Raw genomic sequence first — 22,313 nt, forward strand, 5'->3', positions numbered from 1 at the left:
TTCACAGGTAACAACTGCTCTACAACACTGACTTGATGTGATTTCTTTTCAGAGAGCTGTGTATCAATATTTGGTACTGGTACAAGCATGAAACCCAATTTATGAGCCCATGCTTTTAACATTGCAGGGTTTTGCGTAAACATTTGGATTGCTTCAAACTTCTTGAGGCTTGGCAAATGGCTTTCCATATTTGGATTTGCATAATTCAAGATTGTCTTATGTGAGTCATTCGTCACCATGGCAATATCTTTAGGATCAATACCAGGAGTTTGGTGCACCATTTTGTATAAAGCTGTTTTGGCTTCTCTACTTAAATCAATGTCGTTTATTTGCATGTGAACCTTTGATATTTTTCACGTTTATTTGTGTAGGTCGATTTGGGATAATTTGTTTAGTCAAAACATCGAATAGAACTAAAAAATGTTTTTAATTACTCAAAGACCTAGCTTTTCATTAATTTTTTTAAAATCTGGGCTTAAATCTATAGCTTTAAATTTACCCATAGTCTTTCTTTCAGCTACTAGGGCAGAATTAATCGACATCTTGGTTTTACCTTTCAACCACGCATTTACTGATGGTTGTTCCAAACCCAGTGCTTTAGCTGTCAATGTCTGACTTCCAAAGTGATCGACCACTTTTTTATATAAATCTCTTAGCTCAACACTCATAATAGTTTAACTCCTATATATTATAGAAAATATATAGTTTTAACTATCTAATGTCAATAAATTTAACTATTTGAGTAAATATAGTCGAAACTATAATATATAGGTATATACCAAGGAATTTTATTAATGTCTGATTTAGCTTCTCGTTTAAAAACTTCACGCTTGAAAGCTAATAAATCTCAAGCTGATGTTGCTGAGTCAGTGGGAATAAAGCAGCCCACATACCAAGCATTAGAGTCAGGAAAAACAAAAAAATCGGCGTTCATACCTTTAATCGCTGAGTTTTTGTCAGTAGATCCTCTTTGGCTAGCAACAGGGAAAAATCCAGAAGCTGTTTTCGATATCCATACACCAACTGTTGTTGATAGTTCTTCAGATAATGATTTCATTTGGATAGATATTGTTGAGGCTAGCTTTTCTTGTGGTGATGGAGAATCTATAGAATTTCACTTCGATACCATTAAAGGAAAGTTTCCATTCCCTCCTAGCTTTTTTAGCAAGAAAGGCGTCTGTAAAAACAACATGAAAATTATCAAAGCCAAAGGCGATAGTATGACCGATCTTATTAATGATGGTGATTATGTTGGAATTGATACAGCTCAGACGGAAATTATAGATGGTGGAATATATGCAATCTATTTTACAGGCGAAGCAATGGTAAAACAGATATTTAAAGAAGCTGACGGATCTGTAGTTTTGCATAGCTTAAATACAAAATATCGGGATCGTATTGTGAATGAGCAAAATGGCTCAAGTTTTAGAGTTATGGGGCGTCAATTTTGGCGAGCTGGTTAATTTCCCTGAAAATTAGTACTAACAAATAGAATTTATAAAGGCTACATATCCAAAATTATTAAATACAATATGGGATTAGAATGAAAATGGAAAAATTTATTCAAAATAATTTATTATTAGGGAGGCTATGCGAAGGTGCAGAAAAAATCTCTGGGGGACAACACCCTATGTTTAAAGGCAGTGTTGTAACTAAAGACGGAGAGACTGAGGCATATATTAAAAATTGCTCCAAATTTTCTGTTGTTTTTACAGAAGTAATTGTGGCATTGATTGGGAGAATGTATGATCTACCTATACCATGTCCAATTATTATTAAACTAGATCCTGACCACCCTGACATTGCTGTAGCAAAAACCACCTATTTGTTTGCTTCCAAAGCTCAAATTGCGCCTAATTTTGAAAGATTTTTACGTAATTTTGATGAAAAAGAGCAAATTATCCTAGAACATAAAGATATTAATAAAATTATTACTTTTGATGAGCTAGTAGCAAACCCCGATAGAACAGGTGGAAATATTTTATATGATGGAACCGATATCCAGCTAATTGATCATGAATACTGCTTTCACGAAAAACAAAATCCAATGGATAGCATTTCAGACTTATGTAAAACGGAAAATCTGGCTGATGTCTATAGATATCACAAAGGCCATAATGACGTAACCGTTAGTAAGACCATGAAAAACATAAGAAGTTATATCAAAAGTCAGATTGACACAACGACTAATGATTCATTAGATGCCATATCTAGTATTAATTTCTTAGGTATTGATTATAATAAACGGGTTGAGTTTGTTAGAAACTTTATCCTAACTAGACTTCCAGTGTTAGGTGTATTGATCGAAGCATCGATTAGCAACAATAAGGAAGATGATGATCTGCTAAGCCAAGGTGGTGGTTATGTTTGACTCTTTAGATTTCCCTACAACCCCATCTTTTAAGGCATCATGGAAAGCTATTTATTTTGAGCCTGTGTTATATAGCGGGGAGAGAATAACTATTTTGATAGCTGTAAGAGATGCAAAAAATAATAAAATAATTTATTTCAATGCTCTACATGATACTGTTATTGATAAATTATATGGCTCTAAAGCATTATCATTTAGAAATTTAGTTAAATACACCAAAGAATTCTTAGAAAGAAATAATGGTGAACTAGATGGTTGCATTGGTGGAGTTTATGAGGGGAAATGGTACAATGCAACCTCTTCCGACCTATCTGGAGTTGCACAACAAGGACTTCGTAAAACAGCAAGTCTAAGCACCCTGGCTATTCATGAGCTTTTACAAGAGCCTGTTGATGAAGAAAAGACTTTGAATATGCAATGGACTGACCGAGTCAAAGGTGAGTTTCTTAAGGCAAATCCTTCATATATAGATGCCTTTAATCAAACACTTTCTATCAAGCATGTGAAAATTAAATGTGGATTCTATACACGAGAATATAGTGCTAAGTTCAATGTATGCATGCCTAGAAATATTAATGCTCTTAAGTCAAGCCTATTTGATTTATTAACGTTGAGCGAATATAACTTAAGTAAAAAGTTTGACTTAATCTTGCTGTTTGAAAAAGATAGTTTGCATTTTTCAAAGGCTCAAAGGCAAAGTCTCTTAGAAAATATTGATATCTTAAGAGAAAGATGCGAGCACATGCCTATTGAAGTCATTACGTGCGATAATGAAAAAGATGGAGCTGAAAGATTAAAAAGTAGATTGGTGGCTTAATACTAATTCTTTCTGAGGTTACATCTTAAATATAAACACCCCTAGCTACAATCTAACCACCATTCAGCCCTGCTTATGCAGGGCTTTTTTTGATTGTTACAAATTAAAAATTAAACCAAAAATCAAAAAACTATATTTTATAGACAAAACTATTGACTAAATAAATAGTTTAAACTATATTCACCTTATCAAAGACAACAAAAAGCCCATTCCGACTCCTACATCCAAATGGGCTTTTCACACAACGAGGTCATTATGAAACAAGTAAATCCAAAAAGTCAAACCACTACATTTAAGCCATCTATGGGTAAAGCAGCCACTGCCCTTTGCACCCTTATCATTGCCACGGCGTTCTTTTACCTCTTATTGGTACAAGCGGACCGTGAGCAGGCAAACCACGAATTAGCTGTTGCAAATGCTCGTGCACAACTTGCTGAACTTAATGCTCAAGAAGCTGTACGTAGGTTAGGAGAAAAGTAAGATGAATGCATTTTTAAACACAGAACACTTAGCTTGGCTCGAATCTCGTAAAAAAGGCATTGGTGGTTCAGATGTCGCTGCAATCTTAGGTTTAAGCAAGTACAAATCTCCATATCAATTATGGCTAGATAAAACAGGTCGTACTGAAGTTGAAGATACTCAAAGCGAACCTGCGTATTGGGGCAATGAACTAGAAAATGTTGTCGCTAAAGAGTTTCAAAAACGTAGTGGACTAAAAGTACAGCGTGTAAATAAAACGCTAGTACACCCAGACTATGACTTTGCTCGAGCTAATATTGACCGTGCTGTAATCAACCCTGAAATATCAGGAAATGTACGCTTAAAAAATGGCGAATTAACCACGGACCATATTTTAGAGTGCAAAACAGCAAATCAATATTTGGCCAAACTTTGGGGTGATGATGTCGAGTCTGTACCCGACTATTACTTAACTCAATGCCAGTGGTACATGGGTATTACTCAAACTCAAAAATGCTCACTTGCGGTTTTAATTGGTGGCCAAAAATTCCTTACTTATGAAATTGCTTACGACCATGAGCTATTCATGATGCTCATAGAAGAATGTGGCAAATTTTGGCATGAGCATGTGCTTGCAGATGTTCCCCCTGCTCCATCTACATTTGACGATGTAACACACCGTTGGTCTAAGCATGATCCAGATACTTCAATTGATGATTATGAGCTGACCACGCTCATTGATGAATACAAGTCTTTAAGTGCCGATATTAAAGAGGCTGATGAAGAGCTTAAATCACTCAAAACAAAGATTGGTACCCACATTCAAGATAAAGAAATTGTATTGAACGGTAATAAGCGTATCGCAACGTTTAAGTATCAAGAGCGCACAACGATTGACAGTAAAGCTCTAAAGACTGCTCACCCCGAGCTATTTGAGCAATTCTCTAAAACATCAAGCACACGTGTTTTACGTATTAACTAAATTACCAGGATTAAATAAATGAACGCACTTACAAGCCCAACAGCAGCAACGACTAATTTTTTAACGCCAACATCACTACAAGAAGCCATGCAAATTGCAGATATTCTTGCGAGCTCTGACATTGTTCCAAAAGACTATCAACGTAAGCCTGGCAATATCTTGGTTGCTATGCAATGGGGTGCTGAAATTGGCTTACAACCACTTCAAGCAATGCAAAACATTGCTGTAATTAATGGTCGTCCATCTATTTGGGGCGATGCCATGCTGGCTCTCGTACGCGGCTCAGGCTTGCTTGAGTTTATTCGTGAAGAACTTTCTGATGATGAAAAAGAAGCCATCTGTACAGTAAAACGTAAAGGTGAAGAAGCAACTATTTCAAAATTCAGCATGGAAGATGCCAAGAGAGCTGGATTGTCAACAAAACAAGGCCCATGGTCACAATACCCTAAACGTATGATGAAACTACGTGCACGTTCTTATGCTCTACGCGATGTTTTTCCTGATGTACTTAAAGGTATGGCTATTGCCGAGGAAGAACAAGACAAGGAAATTGATGTTACTCCAAATGATGAAAACACGACTAAAGCCAATAGCGGTTCATCTGCCCTAAAAAAACGTTTGGCTACCAAAAACAAAGTTGTGAATACTCTAGCTGTAGATCTCACACCATACAAAGAACGTATTCAGAGTGCTGAATCTATTGAAGAGCTAAAACAAGTCGGTGTTGAAATTAAAGCACTCGGTTTGGGTGAGCCTGAACACACAGATATGGCGAACTTATACAGATCAAAAATGAGTGAATTTGTCCTACCTGATGAAGAAATTCAAAGCATTGTAACAGCGCTAGACAATGCCAAAAGTATTGAAGAACTGGCCAATATTCTAGGTGAACGCTTTGAGCCGTTTACGTCAAAAATGACAGATAAACAAATTGATCTGATTAATAAAACATTTGATGCACAAGAAGCTGCATTGTCTGAATAAATACCATGGTGCCCTCAGTAGTGAGGGTACCAAGTTTGAAAATTGAGGCTTGGGAGAATAGAAAATGATTGATTGGAAAAAAGAACAGAAAGAATTTCATAAAGAGTTTGGCTCACTTGATAGCTGGGTTGGTTGGAAAAAACGTGCTGAGCTTGCATATGACGAAGCTGATGCTTTACGTGCTGAAATCAACCACCTCAAACAACAACTCGCAGAAGCACATAAAAGCCGTATAGAGTTTGTTGAATACCATAGACACATTGAGCATATTGTTGCTAACGCTGAGAAATCATATGAAAGTAACTACTAACAAGTGCGATAAAATCGATACATCAATGATGCTGATTTTACGCTATAAAAGACCTGTTATTTCATTAAGAGACATTGTGGAAGATTACATGCCACACTTAGACATGGCAGCAGCTAAGCAACGGGCTTCTAAATGTAAATTACCCTTCCCTGCATTTAAAGTTGATGGAAATAAATCTGAATATTTTGTGAATGTAAGTGATGTTGCTATTTGGTTGGATGATTTACAAAAAGAGTCGCAAAAAAACTGGAGTGAGGTGAAGTAAATTCACCTCTTTTTATACTAAAACTCAATTAAAGTGCTACGATATTGCTACATGCTACACATGATATAAAACAAGTATTTGTAAAATATAAATTATTTAAAAAAATCTATCCCACCTGCCATCGGTGCAACCCAAATCTTCTGATCTATTGATTTATCGAACAACTCTGTAACCACTTTGTTTTTACTCAATTTTATTGTTTCCATATTCTCAAGGATTCTACACTATTCTTTACGCCTATTTTACGCCATAATAACCTCATTGGCGTAAATAGAGTTTATGGCGTAAATGGGAACTATTGCAGAACGCACTACATCTGATGGCAAGACTAGATACAGAGCTCAAATCAGAATAACTCGTAAAGGATTACCACCTTTTATTAAAACAAGAACTTTTGCTAAAGAGTCATTAGCCAAGGAATGGATTAAACGACTTGAGGCAGAAATACTGATTAACCCAGCTATTTTAGATCCTAAAGAGCAAGTTGTGTCAAAAACTTTAGAACAATTTATCACACAATACTTAAAAGAAATTAGTAATGAATTTGCACAGACTAAAACAGCGGCATTAAAAAACATATGTACCTAAGATATTGCGATCAAAGATGTATATACCCTATCAAGACAAGACTTTTCATCTTTTGCAATTGAAAGACGCAAAGGTAATCCGGTGGAAATGATCGATGGTGTTGCTCCATCAACTGTATTAAAAGACTTATCACACATTTCATCCGTACTAAATCATGCCGAACTCGTTTGGGGTGATGATATTGCCCATACAAAGAATGAGCTATCACACTCCTTAATTGGGTTAAAAAAAGCTAGAATTGTTACAAAATCTAAAGAGCGTGATCGTTTAATTGCACATGAAGAGCTTCAAATTTTAACAAATCACTTTTATAAAGGATGGAAACGTGTACGAAATGCAATCCCTATGCATTTAGTCATGTGGCTCGCCATCTATACTGGTCGCCGCGAAGGTGAACTTTGCGAAATGCGATTAGAAGACTTTGATAAAGAAAATAACCAATGGAAAATTAGAGACATTAAGAATCCAGATGGCTCAAAGGGCAATCATAAAAATGCTCATTTAGAACCTAATGCATTTCTAATTATTGAAGAACTACTTAAGCCATCCATTCGCAACAGAATGCTAGAGTTAGGCTACAGTAACGATCTTTTATTACCTGTTAATGTACAAACGGTCAGTGATTATTTTAGACGGGCATGTCAACTAAATGGAATTGAAGACTTGAGAGTTTATGACACTCGCACATAGGTAAATCATTGAGGTAAAACTTGAATCTGTCTAAAAAATCAGTGGATATTCAATATTTTGTCCTTGAGGAGAAATGCAGTCCACGATAGTGTATAGGATCATTACATTAAAAAAGGCGCTTTATACGCCTTTTTTAATGTAGCTTACTTACGTAGTACTCGCTAACAATGTTGTTGTACCATACGTATTTTGGGAAGAAGTCAATGATGAATTAACGCCTGTATTTGAGCTTGTAGCCATTGCATTTTTCATTGCGTTTAAGTTACTTGCAACTGTTGGGTCGGTTTTACCAATCGCTTTAAAAATTTGCGCAGATGTAAACTGGGCCCCTGACGAAAACTTAACAGTTGGTACAACATTTTCTCCACCTTTCAACCAGTTCTGCACAGTAATTTGATCTTTAGTATTTTTGATCTTAATCAACAAATCATTTTTAACAACACCAAACGTCACTTCATTGTTGTTAATACCATTAAAATAAATTTGATCATTGCCACCACCGATATTATTTATCGTATCTTGACCAAAACCTTTGTTGAAAAGGTACGTATCATCACCCTTACCACCAAAGAGTGTATCACTTCCTGTACCACCATCTAAAAGATCATTTCCATCGCCACCCTCTAAGTAGTCAATCCCATCACCACCCTCTAACTCATCATCACCTGCCATACCATATAATTTGTCATTCCCTGCCAAACCTTGAATTAAGTCTGCATTGGCTGTGCCTTGAAGCTTGGCATCATTTTTTGCTGTTCCTACAATTTTATTTTTGCTTGGAATGACCGGTTTTTCTGGTGTTGTGGTCACTTGACCGGGTAATGTTGTCAGTAGTTTTGGTATTTGAGTTGCCATAATTGAGTAACCATCTTCAGGTTGAACATACGTAATAGCTTTATCATTTCCTAAAAAGTGGTCTTTGATACGTACTTGTTGTTTTAAGTCTTTATCAACTAAAATAACAAGATCATTTTTCTCTTGATGATAGCTTAAACGATTGGCTTTAATATTAATGAAGAATACGCCATCATTACCACCACCTGTATTATCAATGGTATCTATGCCATTACTTTCAGAGTAAAGGTATGAATCATCTCCTTTACCCCCAATCAATAAATCGTTACCATCTTCTCCAGCTAATGTATCATTACCTGAACCTCCAAACCACCAGATAAGTAGTCGTTTCCATCCCCACCATCTAGATAATCATCACCTGAAAAACCATAAAGATAATCGTTACCGGTAGAACCTTGAATGAGGTCTTTACCACTTGTCCCGACCAGTTGCTCACCTTGTGAGTTCGTACCTGTAATCACTTTATCGTAACCATTGGCACTCGGTTTTGGCGTAGGGACAACAGGTGTTGTTGGTTGTGGATTTTGAGTTATTGGCGGTGTGGCTGGTGTTTTAAATTGTTTGGCAATATCACTGGCTAAAATAGCATATCCACCGTCTGGCTGCACCATTGCAATCGCTTTTTCACCACCTAAGAAATGATCTTTAATACGTACAGATTGCTGTGGGTCTTTGTCCACTAACACGACTAAGTCGTTAATGTCTTTTGTAAAACTTAAACGATCTTTAGTAATACCATTAGTAAAGAATAAAATGTCTGTACCGCCACCTGTTTGGTTAATAATATCTTGTCCATCACCTAAACGGTAAACATATTTATCATCGCCTACTCCACCATCAAGTATGTCATTACCTAATCCACCATAAAGTGTATCGTCGCCTGAACCACCATATAAAATATCGTTTCCTTCACCACCATCTAAGTAATCATTACCTTCATATCCATAAATAGTTTCATTTAATCTCGAACCAAACAGGTTATTGTTATTTTTATCCCCTCTTAATTCTAAAATAGAACGATTAATCCATTCTTTAGAGATAACATGTTTCCCTTCACTTAACTCAATATGAATAAAGTCTGCAGTATTTTCTTTAAAGTAATTTCGCAAAGTAATTTCATCATTACTGTCACTACCAAAAGATAACTTTAAATCATTGCCTACTTTATTTGCTTTTATATTGTTTAGAGAATAGCCCTCAATCAGCAACGTATTTTTTTGTTGTGTTGAAGTGTCAAAAGTAATAGTATCTTTATTACCCCCTTTGGCATAGTGAACTGTATTTTTACCTTTACCAGCATAAATATTGTTATTATTATTTAACCAAAACTCATTATCTAAGTTATTTCCAAAGACAGTTTTTGCATCTCCCTTTAATATAATATTTTCAATCCCATCTGGTATATAAGTATACGTACTACTTTCACTACTTAAATCGTATGGGTTAATTAAGATTAGATCTCCCCAAAGTTCTAATGTATCAATACCGGTCTGACCATCTTCTATAACTTTATCACCGTAAACAACTTTTAAATTGCCCATTTCATCCTTAGCAGTATGATCAAAATTTTTCATTACATAGTAATCACTGCCTTCCCCGCCATATAACTTATTTGCACCTACACCACCATTTAAATAATCATCCCCTTCACCACCATATAGAATGTCGTCTCCTTCGCCACCATCTAAGGAGTCATTTCCTTCTCCACCATATAGAATATCATTTCCTACGCCACCATAAAGATGATTATTACTACTATTTCCTATAATCTTATTATCAAGTTGGTTGCCAATAACCTGACTATTTTTTTGTCCTATGAGTTCAACTTCCTCAATATATAAGCCCATGGTATCCAAATTATTTTCTGTGATGACTTTATCATAGCCCCCATTTTCTTGTTCTAAGTCTAATCGTACCGTATCCCACTCATCAATTACATACGTATCATTGCCCAAACCACCTTGTAAGTAGTCAGCACCTTCTCCACCATCTAAATACCCCCCATCATTACCTCCAATTAAAGTATCATCTCCATGCCCTCCGTAAATACGAGACCATTGATTTCCAGCATAAATTCTATCATTCCCATTTCCACCATAGATTTCATCTGAAGTTGAATACTTGTTGTTTTTATCTTTTTCAATCACATTATTAAACGTATAAATGATGTCATTTCCTTCTCCACCATAAACCGTATCATGAGCATTTATATCTGGTGTCACAATTAAATCATTACCATCTTCACCATAAACTGTGCTACCACCTAGTCCTGTATCAACTTGGTCATTTCCCTCCCCTGCATAAATAACATCTCCCTCATAATAATATGTACTTACACCTTTAATTACATCATCTTCTGAACCATATGTTTGCTTTACTGTTCCTTGATTGAGAAATTCATCCATAGTGATGACAGTATCAATAAACTTCATTGTATAGCTATTTGTACCAGAAAGATCATATGTGTTAGAAAACCCTCTTGGATTAATAACAGATACTTTAAAGTTTTTTAAACTATCAATTTGCTCTATATTTTCTATACTAAAAACTACATCCTTTACTGTGTATTTAGTTTCAGCTCTTAAAGAATATGATACTGTAATGTCAGAAGAGTCTTTATCTAAAAAAACCTCTATTTTTTTATTTTTTGAGTTAAAGTTAACCGTCGTATTACGCTTGGTATCTGAGTTAACCGCATATACTGTATCAAATTTACCTTGATCAATTAACCTGCCTTGTTTTGGATAAATATTATCATTAGAGTGATCTCCTGTTTGAACAGTATAAAAAGGAGCAAAATTTAATTCAATAGTGCCTGTTAAGTCTTCATCACGAATAATTGTATTTTTTGCACCATCTTTAAATGCATACGTATCATTTCCTTTACCACCATAAAGAATGACATCGTCTTGCTCAGCAATTAAATGATCATCACCATTTCCACCATATAAGGTGTCAAGCTTTCTTCCTATTAAAGTATCATCACCATCTAAGCCCCAAATATCAGTAATATATTGTGTATTGTTATACAAATAATCATTTTGGTCTGTTCCAGTCAAGATTTGTTTAATATGCTTATTCAGATCTATTGTATTCCAACTCGCATTTTTAAACTCAACAATATTAATATTTGAATTCTGTTTAAATCCCTGTACTTTAATCTCACTATTACTTTCACCATATTTAATGATTAAATCATCATTTTGAATGGTAAAAGAAGCGTTTTCCCACAAGGTATCTTTTAAAACAAGTTTTATTTTCCCTTCGGTAGAAATTGTATCTTTACCATCACCTTGTTGGAAAATATAAGTGTTTAAATTACTTTTATTACTTTTTGAATTGAAGACATCATTATCTTTTCCACCCGTAATAATATGATTTCCTGCCTGTGTTGTGATAATGTCACTACCTGAACCTGTAATAATTTCACTATTACCTGTACCAACAGTCACTTGGTTATTTCCATCACCTGCTTGGATTTTTTGATCACCATCTTTTGCAGTAATCACATCACCGCCTGAACCTGTAATAATTTCACTATTACCTGTACCAACAGTCACTTGGTTATTTCCATCACCTGCTTGGATTTTTTGATCACCATCTTTTGCAGTAATCACATCATCGCCTGAACCTGTAATAATTTCACTATTACCTGTACCAACAGTGACTTGGTTATTCCCACCACCTGCTTGGATTTTTTGATCACCATCTTTTGCAGTAATCACATCATCGCCTGAACCTGTAATAACTTCACTATTACCTGTACCAACAGTGACTTGGTTATTCCCACCACCTGCTTGGACTATTGCATTACCACCTTTTGAAATAATGACATCATTACCTAAACCCGTTCCAATATAATTTTGTCCTTGACCTACTTCAACGTAGTTGTTTCCATTACCAGCATAAACTTTATTATCACCACTAGTTAAAGTAACTCTATTGTTACCATTGAATAAGTGAACCTCTTGCTCTCTTGTTCCAAAAATGACATTACTATTTTCATTACCGTAAAAAGTGATCCCAGCACTATTTAGATAAGCACCTTTATAAACACTATTTAATGTCATGCTAGTCTGAACATTTTCCATAAAAAACTTCTTTTGAAAGCCCTCTATAGAAATTTCTTTTTCTTGAATAAATGTTTTGGAAAAATTCTTTAAATCAAATTCTACTATATTGTCACCATGGTAAAGCTTACCCTCGTAGTAATAATCAAAATTTTCGACTAATTCAAAATTCAGCTTAATAACATTATTAAAATCATTTTCTATAATTTTATCATGTCCAAATTTTTCATTAAAAATATAAGTATCATTCCCTAAACCACCAATTAAAGTATTGTTTAGCTGATTACCTAAAATAGTATCGCTTTCACTACTTCCTATTGCATTTTCAATTTCTGTACCATAGCCAATTACCAGTTGGCCTTGATCTAAAATACTTTCAGATTTTTTACCAATATAACTCCACCCACCTTGATTTAAATCTAAATACACAGATTTAAGTTGTGATGCAGCACTTAATGTATCAATACCCGCGCCATCATAAATATAATTCGTATTAAACTCATATATATTATCTTCAGGTTTTAAATCAGAGCGCACCCCATGCAAATAATGTATAGCAGCAATATCATACATTCCCAGAGTAACGTCATTTTTCTGATTTGATGTATAAGACATGACTGTATTGTTTTGATTGTTCTCTTTTTCAGGTAAAACAGGGGCTTCGAAGGGGTGTTCTAAACCTAAGGCATGTCCAATTTCGTGGAGCACCACCTCAAAACCATACATCCCTTGATTAAAAGAACTCTCTTCTTTAAATATATTAGAATTTAAATGAATTTCACCTGTTTGTGCACTGGCGTAACCTGCTGCCGCCCCAGCCTCACCACTCGTTAAATCATCTAAATAAAATTTAAAGTCGACTTTGTCACTTAACTCTGTTGCCTGCTGAAATTCGATATTTGTTATACGGCTATATTCTTTTAATGCAAGTGCAATGGCATTGCTTTGTTGCTGAAAAAATGCTTTAGAATTCGATAGTTTTTCATTAAAAAATAACCCATAAGTCACCGTATTTTTACCTTTGACTTTAATATACTCTTCAGTTGCTAGTGCATTAATAAAATAAGGTAAGTCATCTCGTCCTGTTTTAATGTCCTCTAAATGCTCTGGCGGAGGAGCCATAGCCATAATGTCTGCTGTATTCCAAACTGAGCCATTTGAAAAACGAATTTCTGAAATCTCAATTTGTTCAAATTTTTCTGTATTTTCTAAATAACTGTGGTTACTTTTATTACTGATTTTATAATAGTCTTTAACAGTAACTTGGTCATTTTCTCCATACTGTACAACAAGGTCTACATCATTCTGTCTTGAAACACCTCTGACTTGATTTGGATCAAATTTAAACAATATGTAATTTTCTTTATTTAATGAGGCGATATCACCGACCTCCTCTTTAATCACATCTTGTCCATCTCCGATAGAAAAGGTATATAAGTCTGAACCATTACCGCCTGTTAATGTATCGTTACCTTTTCCTCCATCAATGATATCATCACCCTCACCCCCATAAATTAGATCAGCACCCTCACCACCATAAATAATATCATCACCTTTATCACCAAAAAGCATATCGCTTCCTATACCACCGTAAATTAAATCATTTCCTTCATTACCGAGTATTGAATCGTCCCCTTCATCACCAAATAAGTAGTCATCTCCTTTACCACCATCAGCTAAATCATTTCCATTACCACCAAATAGGTAGTCATTACCATCCTCCCCCCATAAACTGTCATTACCATTGTCACCGTAAACAAAGTCATTACCTTCATTCCCATTTACTTTATCATCATCATTTCCCCCGTAAAGAAAATCATCCCCTTCATCGCCCGATAAATTATCATGACCATTTCCTCCATAAATGATGTCATTACCTGAGCGCGATAAATCAGTCTTTGGTGGTGGTGCATCTGTTGGAGATAAATTGATGACATCTCCATTAATCACGTCGTTGCCATCGCCTCCATAAATAATATCTGAATCATAATCCCCAGATATTTTATCGTTACCTTCATCCCCATAAATATAGTCACGACCCATTCCACCAGAAATTGTATCGTTTCCTTCACCACCATACAGGTAATCATCCCCCCCAAATCCAAATAAATAATCCTGATCATGACCACCATAAATATGATCATTGTCTGCTGATCCTGTTAAGAAATCATTTCCTTTACCACCATAAATAATATCTTTTCCTCTATTTCCATATCCTTGATCACCTAAATCAGCAAAACTTCCTGAAAAATATAGTTTTTTATCCCCTGATTTCAAATATGGCTTAAGATAAGGTACAAGTGTAGGTGTGCTATTTAGAAAGTAAGCATAAGATTGTGTTCTATCGTCAAAAATTTTATCGTATGCTAATTTTATATCCCAGTCGTAGTTGATATCATAAGTTTTTAACTGATTTTCTATGGCTCTGATTTCTTCTTTTAACTTTTCTGCTTCGTCTGGATTTGAAGATTGAAATTCTTTCCGATCACGGTGATTAGGTAAAAGCGCTTGAGCTATATCATATACTGTAATATATTGAGTCACTTGTGCAGAACTTAAAATGACATCATCGCCATCGCCTCCATAAATCTCATCTTCTCCTTTTCCACCCCAAATATAATCATCACCTATTCCCCCAGAAATATAATCATCACTCTCTGTAGCTAGAATAAAGTCATTTCCTGCACCACCATACAGATTAGCTTTACCTCCTGTACCTGAAATTAAGTCATTACCATCGCCACCAGATATATCTCCAGCTTGTTTAATAATATGATTACCGCTAGACCCAGAGCTACTTTCTTGTGGATTATTTTTTATTGTTGGCCGTTTAGAAAAGCTAAGACCAAAGTCACCGTTGGTTTTCCAGTGATTTAAAAATATTGAGTTTTTAAGATCGCCTGCTTTAAAAATAACAATGGTTTTATTGCTACCATCACCTTCAAGCTGATTTAAAATAAACTGACCATCTGCACTACGCCACGCAGAAATGTCTTCATCATAGTTCCCCACCTCTATTGGCTTACCATCAATTTCAAGCGTACCATCTTGATCTGTAATTAATGTAGTTGCTGTAGATAAATCGGTAAATTTAAAACGGTACGTATCTTCTCCTTCTTTTCCATCAAGTACATTAGTTCCTTTGTTTCCTTCTAAGATGTCTATGTCTTTACCACCGACAAGATAGTCATTTCCTTCACCACCTTTGAGCTCATTTTCACCATCATGACCTTGTATGTAGTCATTGCCTGTACCACCATCAATACGGTCTTTGCCTTTACCCCCTTCAATGTGGTCGTTGCCTTCATTACCTTCGAGTATGTTTTCGCCATCGGTTGCGGTAATAACATCATTGCCTTTACCCCCTTTCACATTAGCTTTAGAGTAAGACTGACTAAAGACAGCAACTACATCATTGCCGTCCCCTGCATCAATTTGAATATTACCATCTCGACCTACAATCAGATCGTTGCCTTCATCACCATAAATGGTATCGTTGCCTGTTCCACCATAAATGACATCATTTCCTTGACCACCGTAAATAGTGTCGTGACCTGCACCGCCATAAATAAAGTCATCTCCCGCACCACCATAAACAATGTCATTTCCTTGACCAGCTTCTATATAGTCATTGCCATCTTGTGCATTTATAGTGTCATTGCCTGCACCGCCATATATTTTATCATCCAACGTACCTCCTTTAATATCATCGTCTTTAGACGAACCAAAAATGATGTAATAATCTTCAAATGTGGTTAAATTACTTCCATCAATACCTAATTTAAAATCTGTTTCTAAATCGATAAATAAATGATCACCTTTTTTAAAAGGCAATAAAACATCTGGGATATCTGAGGTTGATAAAAGAGAGCTATTAATTTGTAAACGCCATCGATCTATAAAGGGGATACGACGCGTTGCTCGGAAAGTCTGCTTATCAATCGCTTCTCGTGTTTTCAAAAAGTTTACACGGTCTTTAATCCACTCACCTGTAATGCTACCTTCGCCTGTTACGTCATCATAAGCATCAAATTCTTTTTTGACTTGTTCAGAAACATCAAATGCAACAGAAGATACGGCACTAAGCGCTGCCCGTACATTGGCATACTGTTGTGCCAATTCAAAAATTTGCTGACCGGACATAGGTTCAAGCGTTTTACTTACTGTTGCAAGATCGTATTCCTGAAAAAATGACCGTGCATTTTGTGTAAAGTTATCATCATTGGTGGTTTTATATTTATTTTTACCAACAATCGCCCCTTGTAACATATCTAAAAAGCTATTCTCACCCATATAATCAATCAATTGAAATGCTTTGAGCCACTCCATAATGTTTGAAATAATGTACCACCTTTGTCAAAGACATCACCGCGTTGCTCGTTAAAATATGAATACCCAGTTCTACCAAGCGTCACAGTATCTGATAAGAGTTCTGTTACACTGCTCAACGCTTTTGAAACATTAGATCCATTAAATAATATAAGTGTATCTAAATAAGTAGCGCCCCCTTTTTTTGCTGCTGCCATGACGCCTTTTTTATAGCTGTAGTAGGCATACAAAATATCACGCCAATCGTTTAACGAATCAATCTTAAGTGGGCTGTTTCCACGACCAATCAAACGCCATGTTTGGTCATTGCGTAATAAAGTAAATAGCAGTGTTCCCGACCATGCAGCGTTACCACCATCTCGTGAAGCACTATCTTTTAGATCACGGTTAAATAGTACTTCACCCACTGCAGTTGCATCGGTATTACCAATTTTATCGATAGCAGGAATTTCTGAATAGCTTGCAGGATCATCTCCTTCTCCAAACAAGTTCAAAAGCATTTTCTTTGTAACAGCATCTGATGCTTTTTGCATTAAATCAATAGACACATGTTCGTTATAACGCAGTTGGGCTTGCATGTCGCTATATACACGAATTAGCTCAGACATTACCCCACGCCCTGCATTTGCTTCGGTTGCTCCTCTTAACCATAATACGGTAGAATCACTAGTTTCGTAGTTATATTTGTTTACTAATAAATTTGCAAAAGCCTCATAAATTTCATAATAACGCCCTGTTCCAGCTTGTTGGGCATCTCTGGCATTGGCCTCATCACGCATTTTTGCAATGGTTTGCATATCTTCAGGCTTGAGGAATGTAAGTTTATCTAACATAATGAACTTCCTTAATTTCGTCGTTTAAAATTTTAAGTGCAGTTAAGCAAACATCTTTTTTTTGCTCTAGAGTAATTTCTGAAGAACTTAAAGTTTGTGTATAATCGGGACCAGAATTAAGATCAAAAATATTAATTAAAATTCCTTTCCATTTAAAGCGGTTATACGATTTGGTTTCTGCTGATAAAGTACATGGAGTATCTAAAAAAGTAGAAACTTTCCCATGTTCTGCTTGCTCAAAATACTGTGGTGAATACATAAATACACGGAAGTATACATCGTCTTTGAGACGGCTTTTCCATTGTTTATGCAGTAGGCGATTAACATCTGAAGGCCATGCTATTGTAAACATGTCCCCAGCTCCATAATAGTACCGAGGAATGACTAAAAATTTATTATTAAGTTTAATCATGGCATCCTTTTTTGAGTCAAACTTTGGCAACCGCCAAAAATCTTCATCTCTAATGGCATTGAATTGCATTTCCTGCTGACGTGCTTCATAAGCAAGTCTACTTTCCACTTTCCGCTGAATTTGCAAATCTGTTTTGGGCACGAAAAGGTCACTATTAAATTTTGCCAGTAACCCAATCATCACGAGCGTGACGATAAAACCTGCTGAGGGTCTGTATTTAAATTTCATCATTTTTTAATCTATCTAACATAATGAACTTCCTTAATTTCGTCGTTTAAAATTTTAAGTGCGGTTAAACATAAATCTTTTCTAAGCTCAGGCGTTCGCTCTTCTAAGCTCAAAGTCTTATTTGGATTATTTACTGAAATAGGTGCATAAATTTGTATAAGTATGCCTTTCCATTTAAAGCGATTATACGATTTGGTTTCTGCTGATAAAGTACATGGAATATCTAAAAAAGTAGAAACTTTACCTAAATTATAAATTTGCTCAAAATATTGTGGTGAATACATAAATACACGGAAATAAACATCCTCTTTTAGACGGCTTTTCCATTGTTTATCTAGTAAGCGGTTAGTATCTGAAGGCCATGCTATTGTAAACATGTCTCCATATCCATAATAGTAACGAGGGACGACTAAAAACTTATTATTAAGTTTAATCATGGCATTCTTTTTTGAGTCAAACTTTGGTAACCGCGCCATTTCTTCATCTGTAATAGTATTGAGTTGCCTTTCCTGTTGCTCTGCTTCATAAGCAAGTCTACTTTCAACTTCACGATAAATTTGCAAATCTGTTTTGGGCACAAAAAGGTCACTATTACATTTTGCCAGTAACCCAATCATCACGAGCGTGACGATAAAACCTGCTGAGGGTCTGTATTTAAATTTCATCATTTTTTAATCTATCTAACATAATGAACTTCCTTAATTTCGTCGTTTAAAATTTTAAGTGCGGTTAAGCAAATATCTTTATCAAAATCGGGTTTTTGTTCGTCTAAACTTAAAGTTTTTTCTACATTAGTTATTGAAAGAGGTGCATAAATTTGTATAAGTATACCTTTCCATTTAAATTGATTATATGACTCTTTATTTTCACATGGCGTATTAGAAAAAGAGGATATTTCTCCATTTTTTGCTTGTTCAAAATACTGTGGTGAATACATAAATATACGGAAATATACCTCCTCTTTTAGACGGCTTTTCCATTGTTTATGCAGTAAGCGATTGGTATCTGAAGGCCATGCAATATTAAATCCATGATACCCAGAATAGTGACGGGGTACAAAAAGCATAATGTTATTACGTTTAATTAAGGCATATTCTCTTGAGTCAAATTCTGGCAACCGCCAATAATCTTTAGAGGGAATTGTGTCAAATTGCTTTTCTAATTTCCATGCTTCCTTCATTAATTGCTCATCTATTTCTCGCTGAATTTGCAAATCTGTTTTGGGCACGAAAAGGTCACTATTACATTTTGCCAGTAACCCAATGATCACGAGCGTGACGATAAAACCTGCTGAGGGTCTATATTTAAATTTCATCATTTTTTAATCTATCTAACATAATGAACTTCCTTAATTTCGTCGTTTAAAATTTTAAGTGCGGTTAAGCAAACATCTTTTCTTTGCTCGAGAGTAAATTCTGAAGAACTTAAAGTTTGTGTATAATCTGAACCAGAAGTCAGGTCAAAAATATCAATTAAAATTCCTTGCCATTTAAACCGATTATACGATTTGGTTTCTGCTGACAAAGTACATGGAATATTTGAAAAAGTAGAAATTTTTCCGTTTTTTGCTTGCTCAAAATACTGTGGTGAGTAAAGAGCTATACGGAAGTATACCTCCTCTTTTAGACGGCTTTTCCATTGTTTATGCAGTAAGCGGTTGGTATCTGATGGCCATGCAATATTAAATCCAATACCACCTTCATAGTAACGAGGAATGACTAAAAACTTATTATTTCGCTTAATCATGGCATTCTTTTTTGAGTCAAATTCTGGTAAGCGTGCCCTTTCCTCATCTGTAATGGTGTTTAATTGAGCATCTAATTTCCATGCTTCCTTCATTAATTGCTCATCTATTTCTCGCTGAATTTGCAAATCTGTTTTGGGCACGAAAAGGTCACTATTACATTTTGTCAGTAACCCAATGATCACGAGCGTGACGATAAAACCTGCTGAGGGTCTATATTTAAATTTCATTGAAAGAATCAATTTTACTGTCTTATTAAATTCATTTAGAGAATACTTATTTTTGCGTTAACAAACTTTTAGGTCTTACGCTTTCAGCGTCTTTAAATAAACTAAACGTTTGGCTTACATAATTCACAACACCTGATATTTGTTCCATATAGTTTAATAACTCAGGTGTTTTCTCAGCCTGAATAAGCTTAGTAGCGCGTGAAGGGTCAAACCCATCAAACTGACAATAAAATAAAGGTTCACCACGTTTTAAAATTAAATCTTGTGTTGTATCATGCCATTCAAATGCCCACATTAAAGGTCTTGGCCAAATATGAATAGGAAAACGTCCACCAAAAATAGTGCCAGGTAGTGGATTCTTTCGATAATTGCAAAATGCATCTAATTGCGTGATATAAGCTACTTCATCTGCAATAAAACAATATGGAAGTTTGAGTTGAAGAATTGGAATTTTTGGCGATCGCCACTCTTTTTCTTGTACTAAACTTAAAAGTTGAGACAATTTATTTTGTCGAACCGCTGATTTATCACCCAAAACATTGACAAGAATAGGTTTACCTTCAGAGTCTCTCGCAAATCTCAAATGCAAATCATAAGGACAATTAATCACAAAATAGCGACTTTCTAATTGTAAAATTGCAGGACAACGAGATGCAGATTTAGCATGCCTATTCTGAGACATACTTCTTAATCGGTAAGGTGCTTCAAAAAGTAGAGCACCCTGCTCTTCCGTTAAAAACCAGCCTACTTGTAAAGGCCCATCTAAAGCCTTTTGCTCACAATCACCTATTGTAAAATTTATTTCCATCTACTTCTCCCAAATCACGTTCATTTACATATCAATGACTAAAACAAATCAAACACTCTTGAACTAAAGCCCCCTGTAATTTGCAGTAAATTGATCTGTGCTTGTAAAAACTGATATTTCGCTTGCGTCAGCTTTAACCGTGCGTCATACAACTCTTTTTCAGCCCGTATACGTTCAACATTGCTCATTAAGCCATAACGTTGCCCCAAGGTACTTGAAGTGACTTTGGTTTCATTAGTGTGTACCAATGTTTCTAATGCATGTATACGCTGTTGCCCTGTTTGCACTTTGCTGTAGTTTTCAATTACGCTTAAACGAACTTTGTCTTGAGTAATACGCAACTCACTTTGTGCCACTTGTAGACTTGCTTGCGCTTGTCTAACTTGGGCTTTGGTTTGCCCACCGGTAAAAAGGGGTAGATTAATACCAACCCCTACATAGGCTGTACGTGTATCTTGAGCTTGGTAAATGCCTGTATCACTGGGGTTATAGGTATAGCCAGAAGACAGCTCAACTGTGGGATAATAGTTTGCTTTGGCAATTTTCAACTCCTGCTGTGCTTTATTGATGAGTTGTTCTTGCATCTGTATTTCTAGGTTGTGCGATGTTGCTTGACTTTGCCATGTAGATAATGTCTCTGCTGGAAAGTGAAGCATGTTTAATTGGGTGTTCTTCATTTCACTCAGTGCAATCGAACGTCCAACATAGGTTTCTAGTTGAGCCAATGCTTGCTGTAATTGAGCTTGTATGTCTAACTCATCTGCAAATGCCGATTCATAGCCTGCTTGAGCTTCTTGTACATCTACAATAGACACCACCCCTTTTTCAAATTGAACTTGTGCTTGCTTTTGTTGCATTAAAAAAGAGGCTTGGGCTTTTTGGCTACTGAGCAACGACTCTTGTGCAATCAGCACATTAAAGTAGGCTTCGGATACTTTTAATAAAAGTTGTTGCTCGGTTAAATCGAGTTGCTGATGGGCAATATGAAGAATGACATCCGTATTTTTGTACTTATACCACTGGCTTAGGTTAAAAATGGTTTGTGTGGCACTGAGCCTAAAACTTTGACTATTTCGTTGTAACTGTCTAGGTTGCGTCTGCTTTTGTAATTGATACGCACCACTCATGCCAATTTGTGGTAGCAGTGCAGCTTGAGCAAGGGGTTTCTGCTGTGCTGTCACCATATATTCATAACGGCTTTTTTCTAATACCGCAGCATTGTTTTGTGCAGATAGCAGGGCTTCTTTTAGGCTTAAGGCGTATGTAAATGTTGTAGTCCCTAAAAGCAATCCAACCATGAGTGTACGATAAAGATAAAGATGAGATCGAATCGTCATG

21 protein-coding genes are annotated in these 22,313 nt (G+C 35.7%); 10 read left to right on the forward strand and 11 right to left on the reverse strand.

Features of this window, described 5'->3' with window-relative positions:
* On the reverse strand, positions 1-329 hold a 329-nt coding region (locus BLS38_RS09830; RefSeq protein WP_425283479.1), incomplete at its 3' end, for a phage regulatory CII family protein.
* A gap of 105 nt (positions 330-434) precedes the next feature.
* Positions 435-668: a YdaS family helix-turn-helix protein gene (locus tag BLS38_RS09835; RefSeq protein ID WP_092749111.1), complete on the reverse strand. Its 234-nt coding sequence runs from the start codon at positions 666-668 to the stop codon at positions 435-437.
* A 126-nt stretch (positions 669-794) separates the two neighbouring features.
* On the opposite strand from BLS38_RS09835, the gene BLS38_RS09840 reads away from it, so the two are divergent.
* The 10 genes from BLS38_RS09840 to BLS38_RS13195 all read left to right on the forward strand — a co-directional run bounded on the left by BLS38_RS09840 (position 795) and on the right by BLS38_RS13195 (position 7,466).
* Positions 795-1,463, forward strand: coding sequence for an XRE family transcriptional regulator (locus tag BLS38_RS09840; RefSeq protein WP_092749113.1), 669 nt, complete (start codon positions 795-797; stop codon positions 1,461-1,463).
* Positions 1,464-1,543: 80 nt separating this feature from the next.
* Entirely contained in the window at positions 1,544-2,371 is an 828-nt protein-coding gene (locus BLS38_RS09845; RefSeq protein ID WP_092749115.1) for a HipA family kinase, read from the forward strand.
* Complete coding sequence (locus BLS38_RS09850) at positions 2,364-3,188, forward strand: hypothetical protein (RefSeq protein WP_092749117.1); 825 nt, start codon at positions 2,364-2,366, stop codon at positions 3,186-3,188. Before BLS38_RS09845 ends, BLS38_RS09850 begins: the two co-directional genes overlap by 8 nt.
* A 255-nt stretch (positions 3,189-3,443) precedes the next feature.
* Positions 3,444-3,668 (forward strand): hypothetical protein, encoded by a 225-nt coding sequence (locus BLS38_RS09855; protein ID WP_092749119.1) that lies wholly within the window; start codon positions 3,444-3,446, stop codon positions 3,666-3,668.
* 1 nt (position 3,669) lies between these two features.
* The gene (locus BLS38_RS09860; RefSeq protein WP_092749121.1) at positions 3,670-4,629 is read left to right on the forward strand and encodes a YqaJ viral recombinase family nuclease; all 960 of its coding nucleotides are present in this window, start codon (positions 3,670-3,672) and stop codon (positions 4,627-4,629) included.
* Positions 4,630-4,647: 18 nt separating this feature from the next.
* On the forward strand, positions 4,648-5,613 hold the full coding sequence (locus BLS38_RS09865) for a recombinase RecT (protein WP_092749123.1): 966 nt from the start codon (positions 4,648-4,650) through the stop codon (positions 5,611-5,613).
* Positions 5,614-5,677: 64 nt separating this feature from the next.
* Entirely contained in the window at positions 5,678-5,923 is a 246-nt protein-coding gene (locus BLS38_RS09870) for a hypothetical protein (RefSeq protein WP_092749125.1), read from the forward strand.
* Positions 5,907-6,188: a pyocin activator PrtN family protein gene (locus BLS38_RS09875; protein ID WP_092749127.1), complete on the forward strand. Its 282-nt coding sequence runs from the start codon at positions 5,907-5,909 to the stop codon at positions 6,186-6,188. The genes BLS38_RS09870 and BLS38_RS09875 overlap by 17 nt, the downstream gene beginning before the upstream one ends.
* A gap of 288 nt (positions 6,189-6,476) precedes the next feature.
* Entirely contained in the window at positions 6,477-6,776 is a 300-nt protein-coding gene (locus BLS38_RS13190) for a hypothetical protein (protein ID WP_244518272.1), read from the forward strand.
* Positions 6,777-6,863: 87 nt separating this feature from the next.
* Positions 6,864-7,466: a tyrosine-type recombinase/integrase gene (locus BLS38_RS13195; protein WP_244518276.1), complete on the forward strand. Its 603-nt coding sequence runs from the start codon at positions 6,864-6,866 to the stop codon at positions 7,464-7,466.
* 147 nt (positions 7,467-7,613) lie between these two features.
* Here the strand turns inward: BLS38_RS13195 and BLS38_RS13290 are convergent, their stop codons facing one another.
* The 9 genes from BLS38_RS13290 to BLS38_RS09925 all read right to left on the reverse strand — a co-directional run bounded on the left by BLS38_RS13290 (position 7,614) and on the right by BLS38_RS09925 (position 22,312).
* Positions 7,614-8,579 carry a calcium-binding protein gene (locus BLS38_RS13290; protein WP_092749129.1) on the reverse strand — a complete coding sequence of 322 codons (966 nt, stop codon included), beginning with the start codon at positions 8,577-8,579 and terminating at the stop codon, positions 7,614-7,616.
* A gap of 23 nt (positions 8,580-8,602) precedes the next feature.
* The gene (locus tag BLS38_RS13205; RefSeq protein ID WP_092749131.1) at positions 8,603-16,720 is read right to left on the reverse strand and encodes a matrixin family metalloprotease; all 8,118 of its coding nucleotides are present in this window, start codon (positions 16,718-16,720) and stop codon (positions 8,603-8,605) included.
* On the reverse strand, positions 16,693-17,553 hold the full coding sequence (locus tag BLS38_RS09895; protein WP_092749133.1) for a hypothetical protein: 861 nt from the start codon (positions 17,551-17,553) through the stop codon (positions 16,693-16,695). Before BLS38_RS09895 ends, BLS38_RS13205 begins: the two co-directional genes overlap by 28 nt.
* Positions 17,543-18,106 carry a hypothetical protein gene (locus BLS38_RS09900; RefSeq protein ID WP_143230127.1) on the reverse strand — a complete coding sequence of 188 codons (564 nt, stop codon included), beginning with the start codon at positions 18,104-18,106 and terminating at the stop codon, positions 17,543-17,545. The genes BLS38_RS09895 and BLS38_RS09900 overlap by 11 nt, the downstream gene beginning before the upstream one ends.
* A 98-nt stretch (positions 18,107-18,204) precedes the next feature.
* A complete protein-coding gene (locus BLS38_RS09905) occupies positions 18,205-18,861 on the reverse strand; it encodes a hypothetical protein (RefSeq protein ID WP_143230128.1) in 657 nt (218 codons plus the stop codon).
* 8 nt (positions 18,862-18,869) lie between these two features.
* Positions 18,870-19,421: a hypothetical protein gene (locus tag BLS38_RS09910; RefSeq protein WP_143230129.1), complete on the reverse strand. Its 552-nt coding sequence runs from the start codon at positions 19,419-19,421 to the stop codon at positions 18,870-18,872.
* A 98-nt stretch (positions 19,422-19,519) separates the two neighbouring features.
* Positions 19,520-20,080, reverse strand: coding sequence for a hypothetical protein (locus BLS38_RS09915; protein ID WP_143230130.1), 561 nt, complete (start codon positions 20,078-20,080; stop codon positions 19,520-19,522).
* A gap of 133 nt (positions 20,081-20,213) precedes the next feature.
* Positions 20,214-20,975 carry a hypothetical protein gene (locus BLS38_RS09920; protein ID WP_092749143.1) on the reverse strand — a complete coding sequence of 254 codons (762 nt, stop codon included), beginning with the start codon at positions 20,973-20,975 and terminating at the stop codon, positions 20,214-20,216.
* 38 nt (positions 20,976-21,013) lie between these two features.
* The gene (locus tag BLS38_RS09925) at positions 21,014-22,312 is read right to left on the reverse strand and encodes a TolC family outer membrane protein (RefSeq protein WP_092749145.1); all 1,299 of its coding nucleotides are present in this window, start codon (positions 22,310-22,312) and stop codon (positions 21,014-21,016) included.
* Position 22,313: the final 1 nt, after the last annotated feature.

Origin of the sequence: Acinetobacter boissieri (genome assembly GCF_900096955.1) — a bacterium.
Taxonomy (GTDB): Bacteria; Pseudomonadota; Gammaproteobacteria; order Pseudomonadales; family Moraxellaceae; genus Acinetobacter; species Acinetobacter boissieri.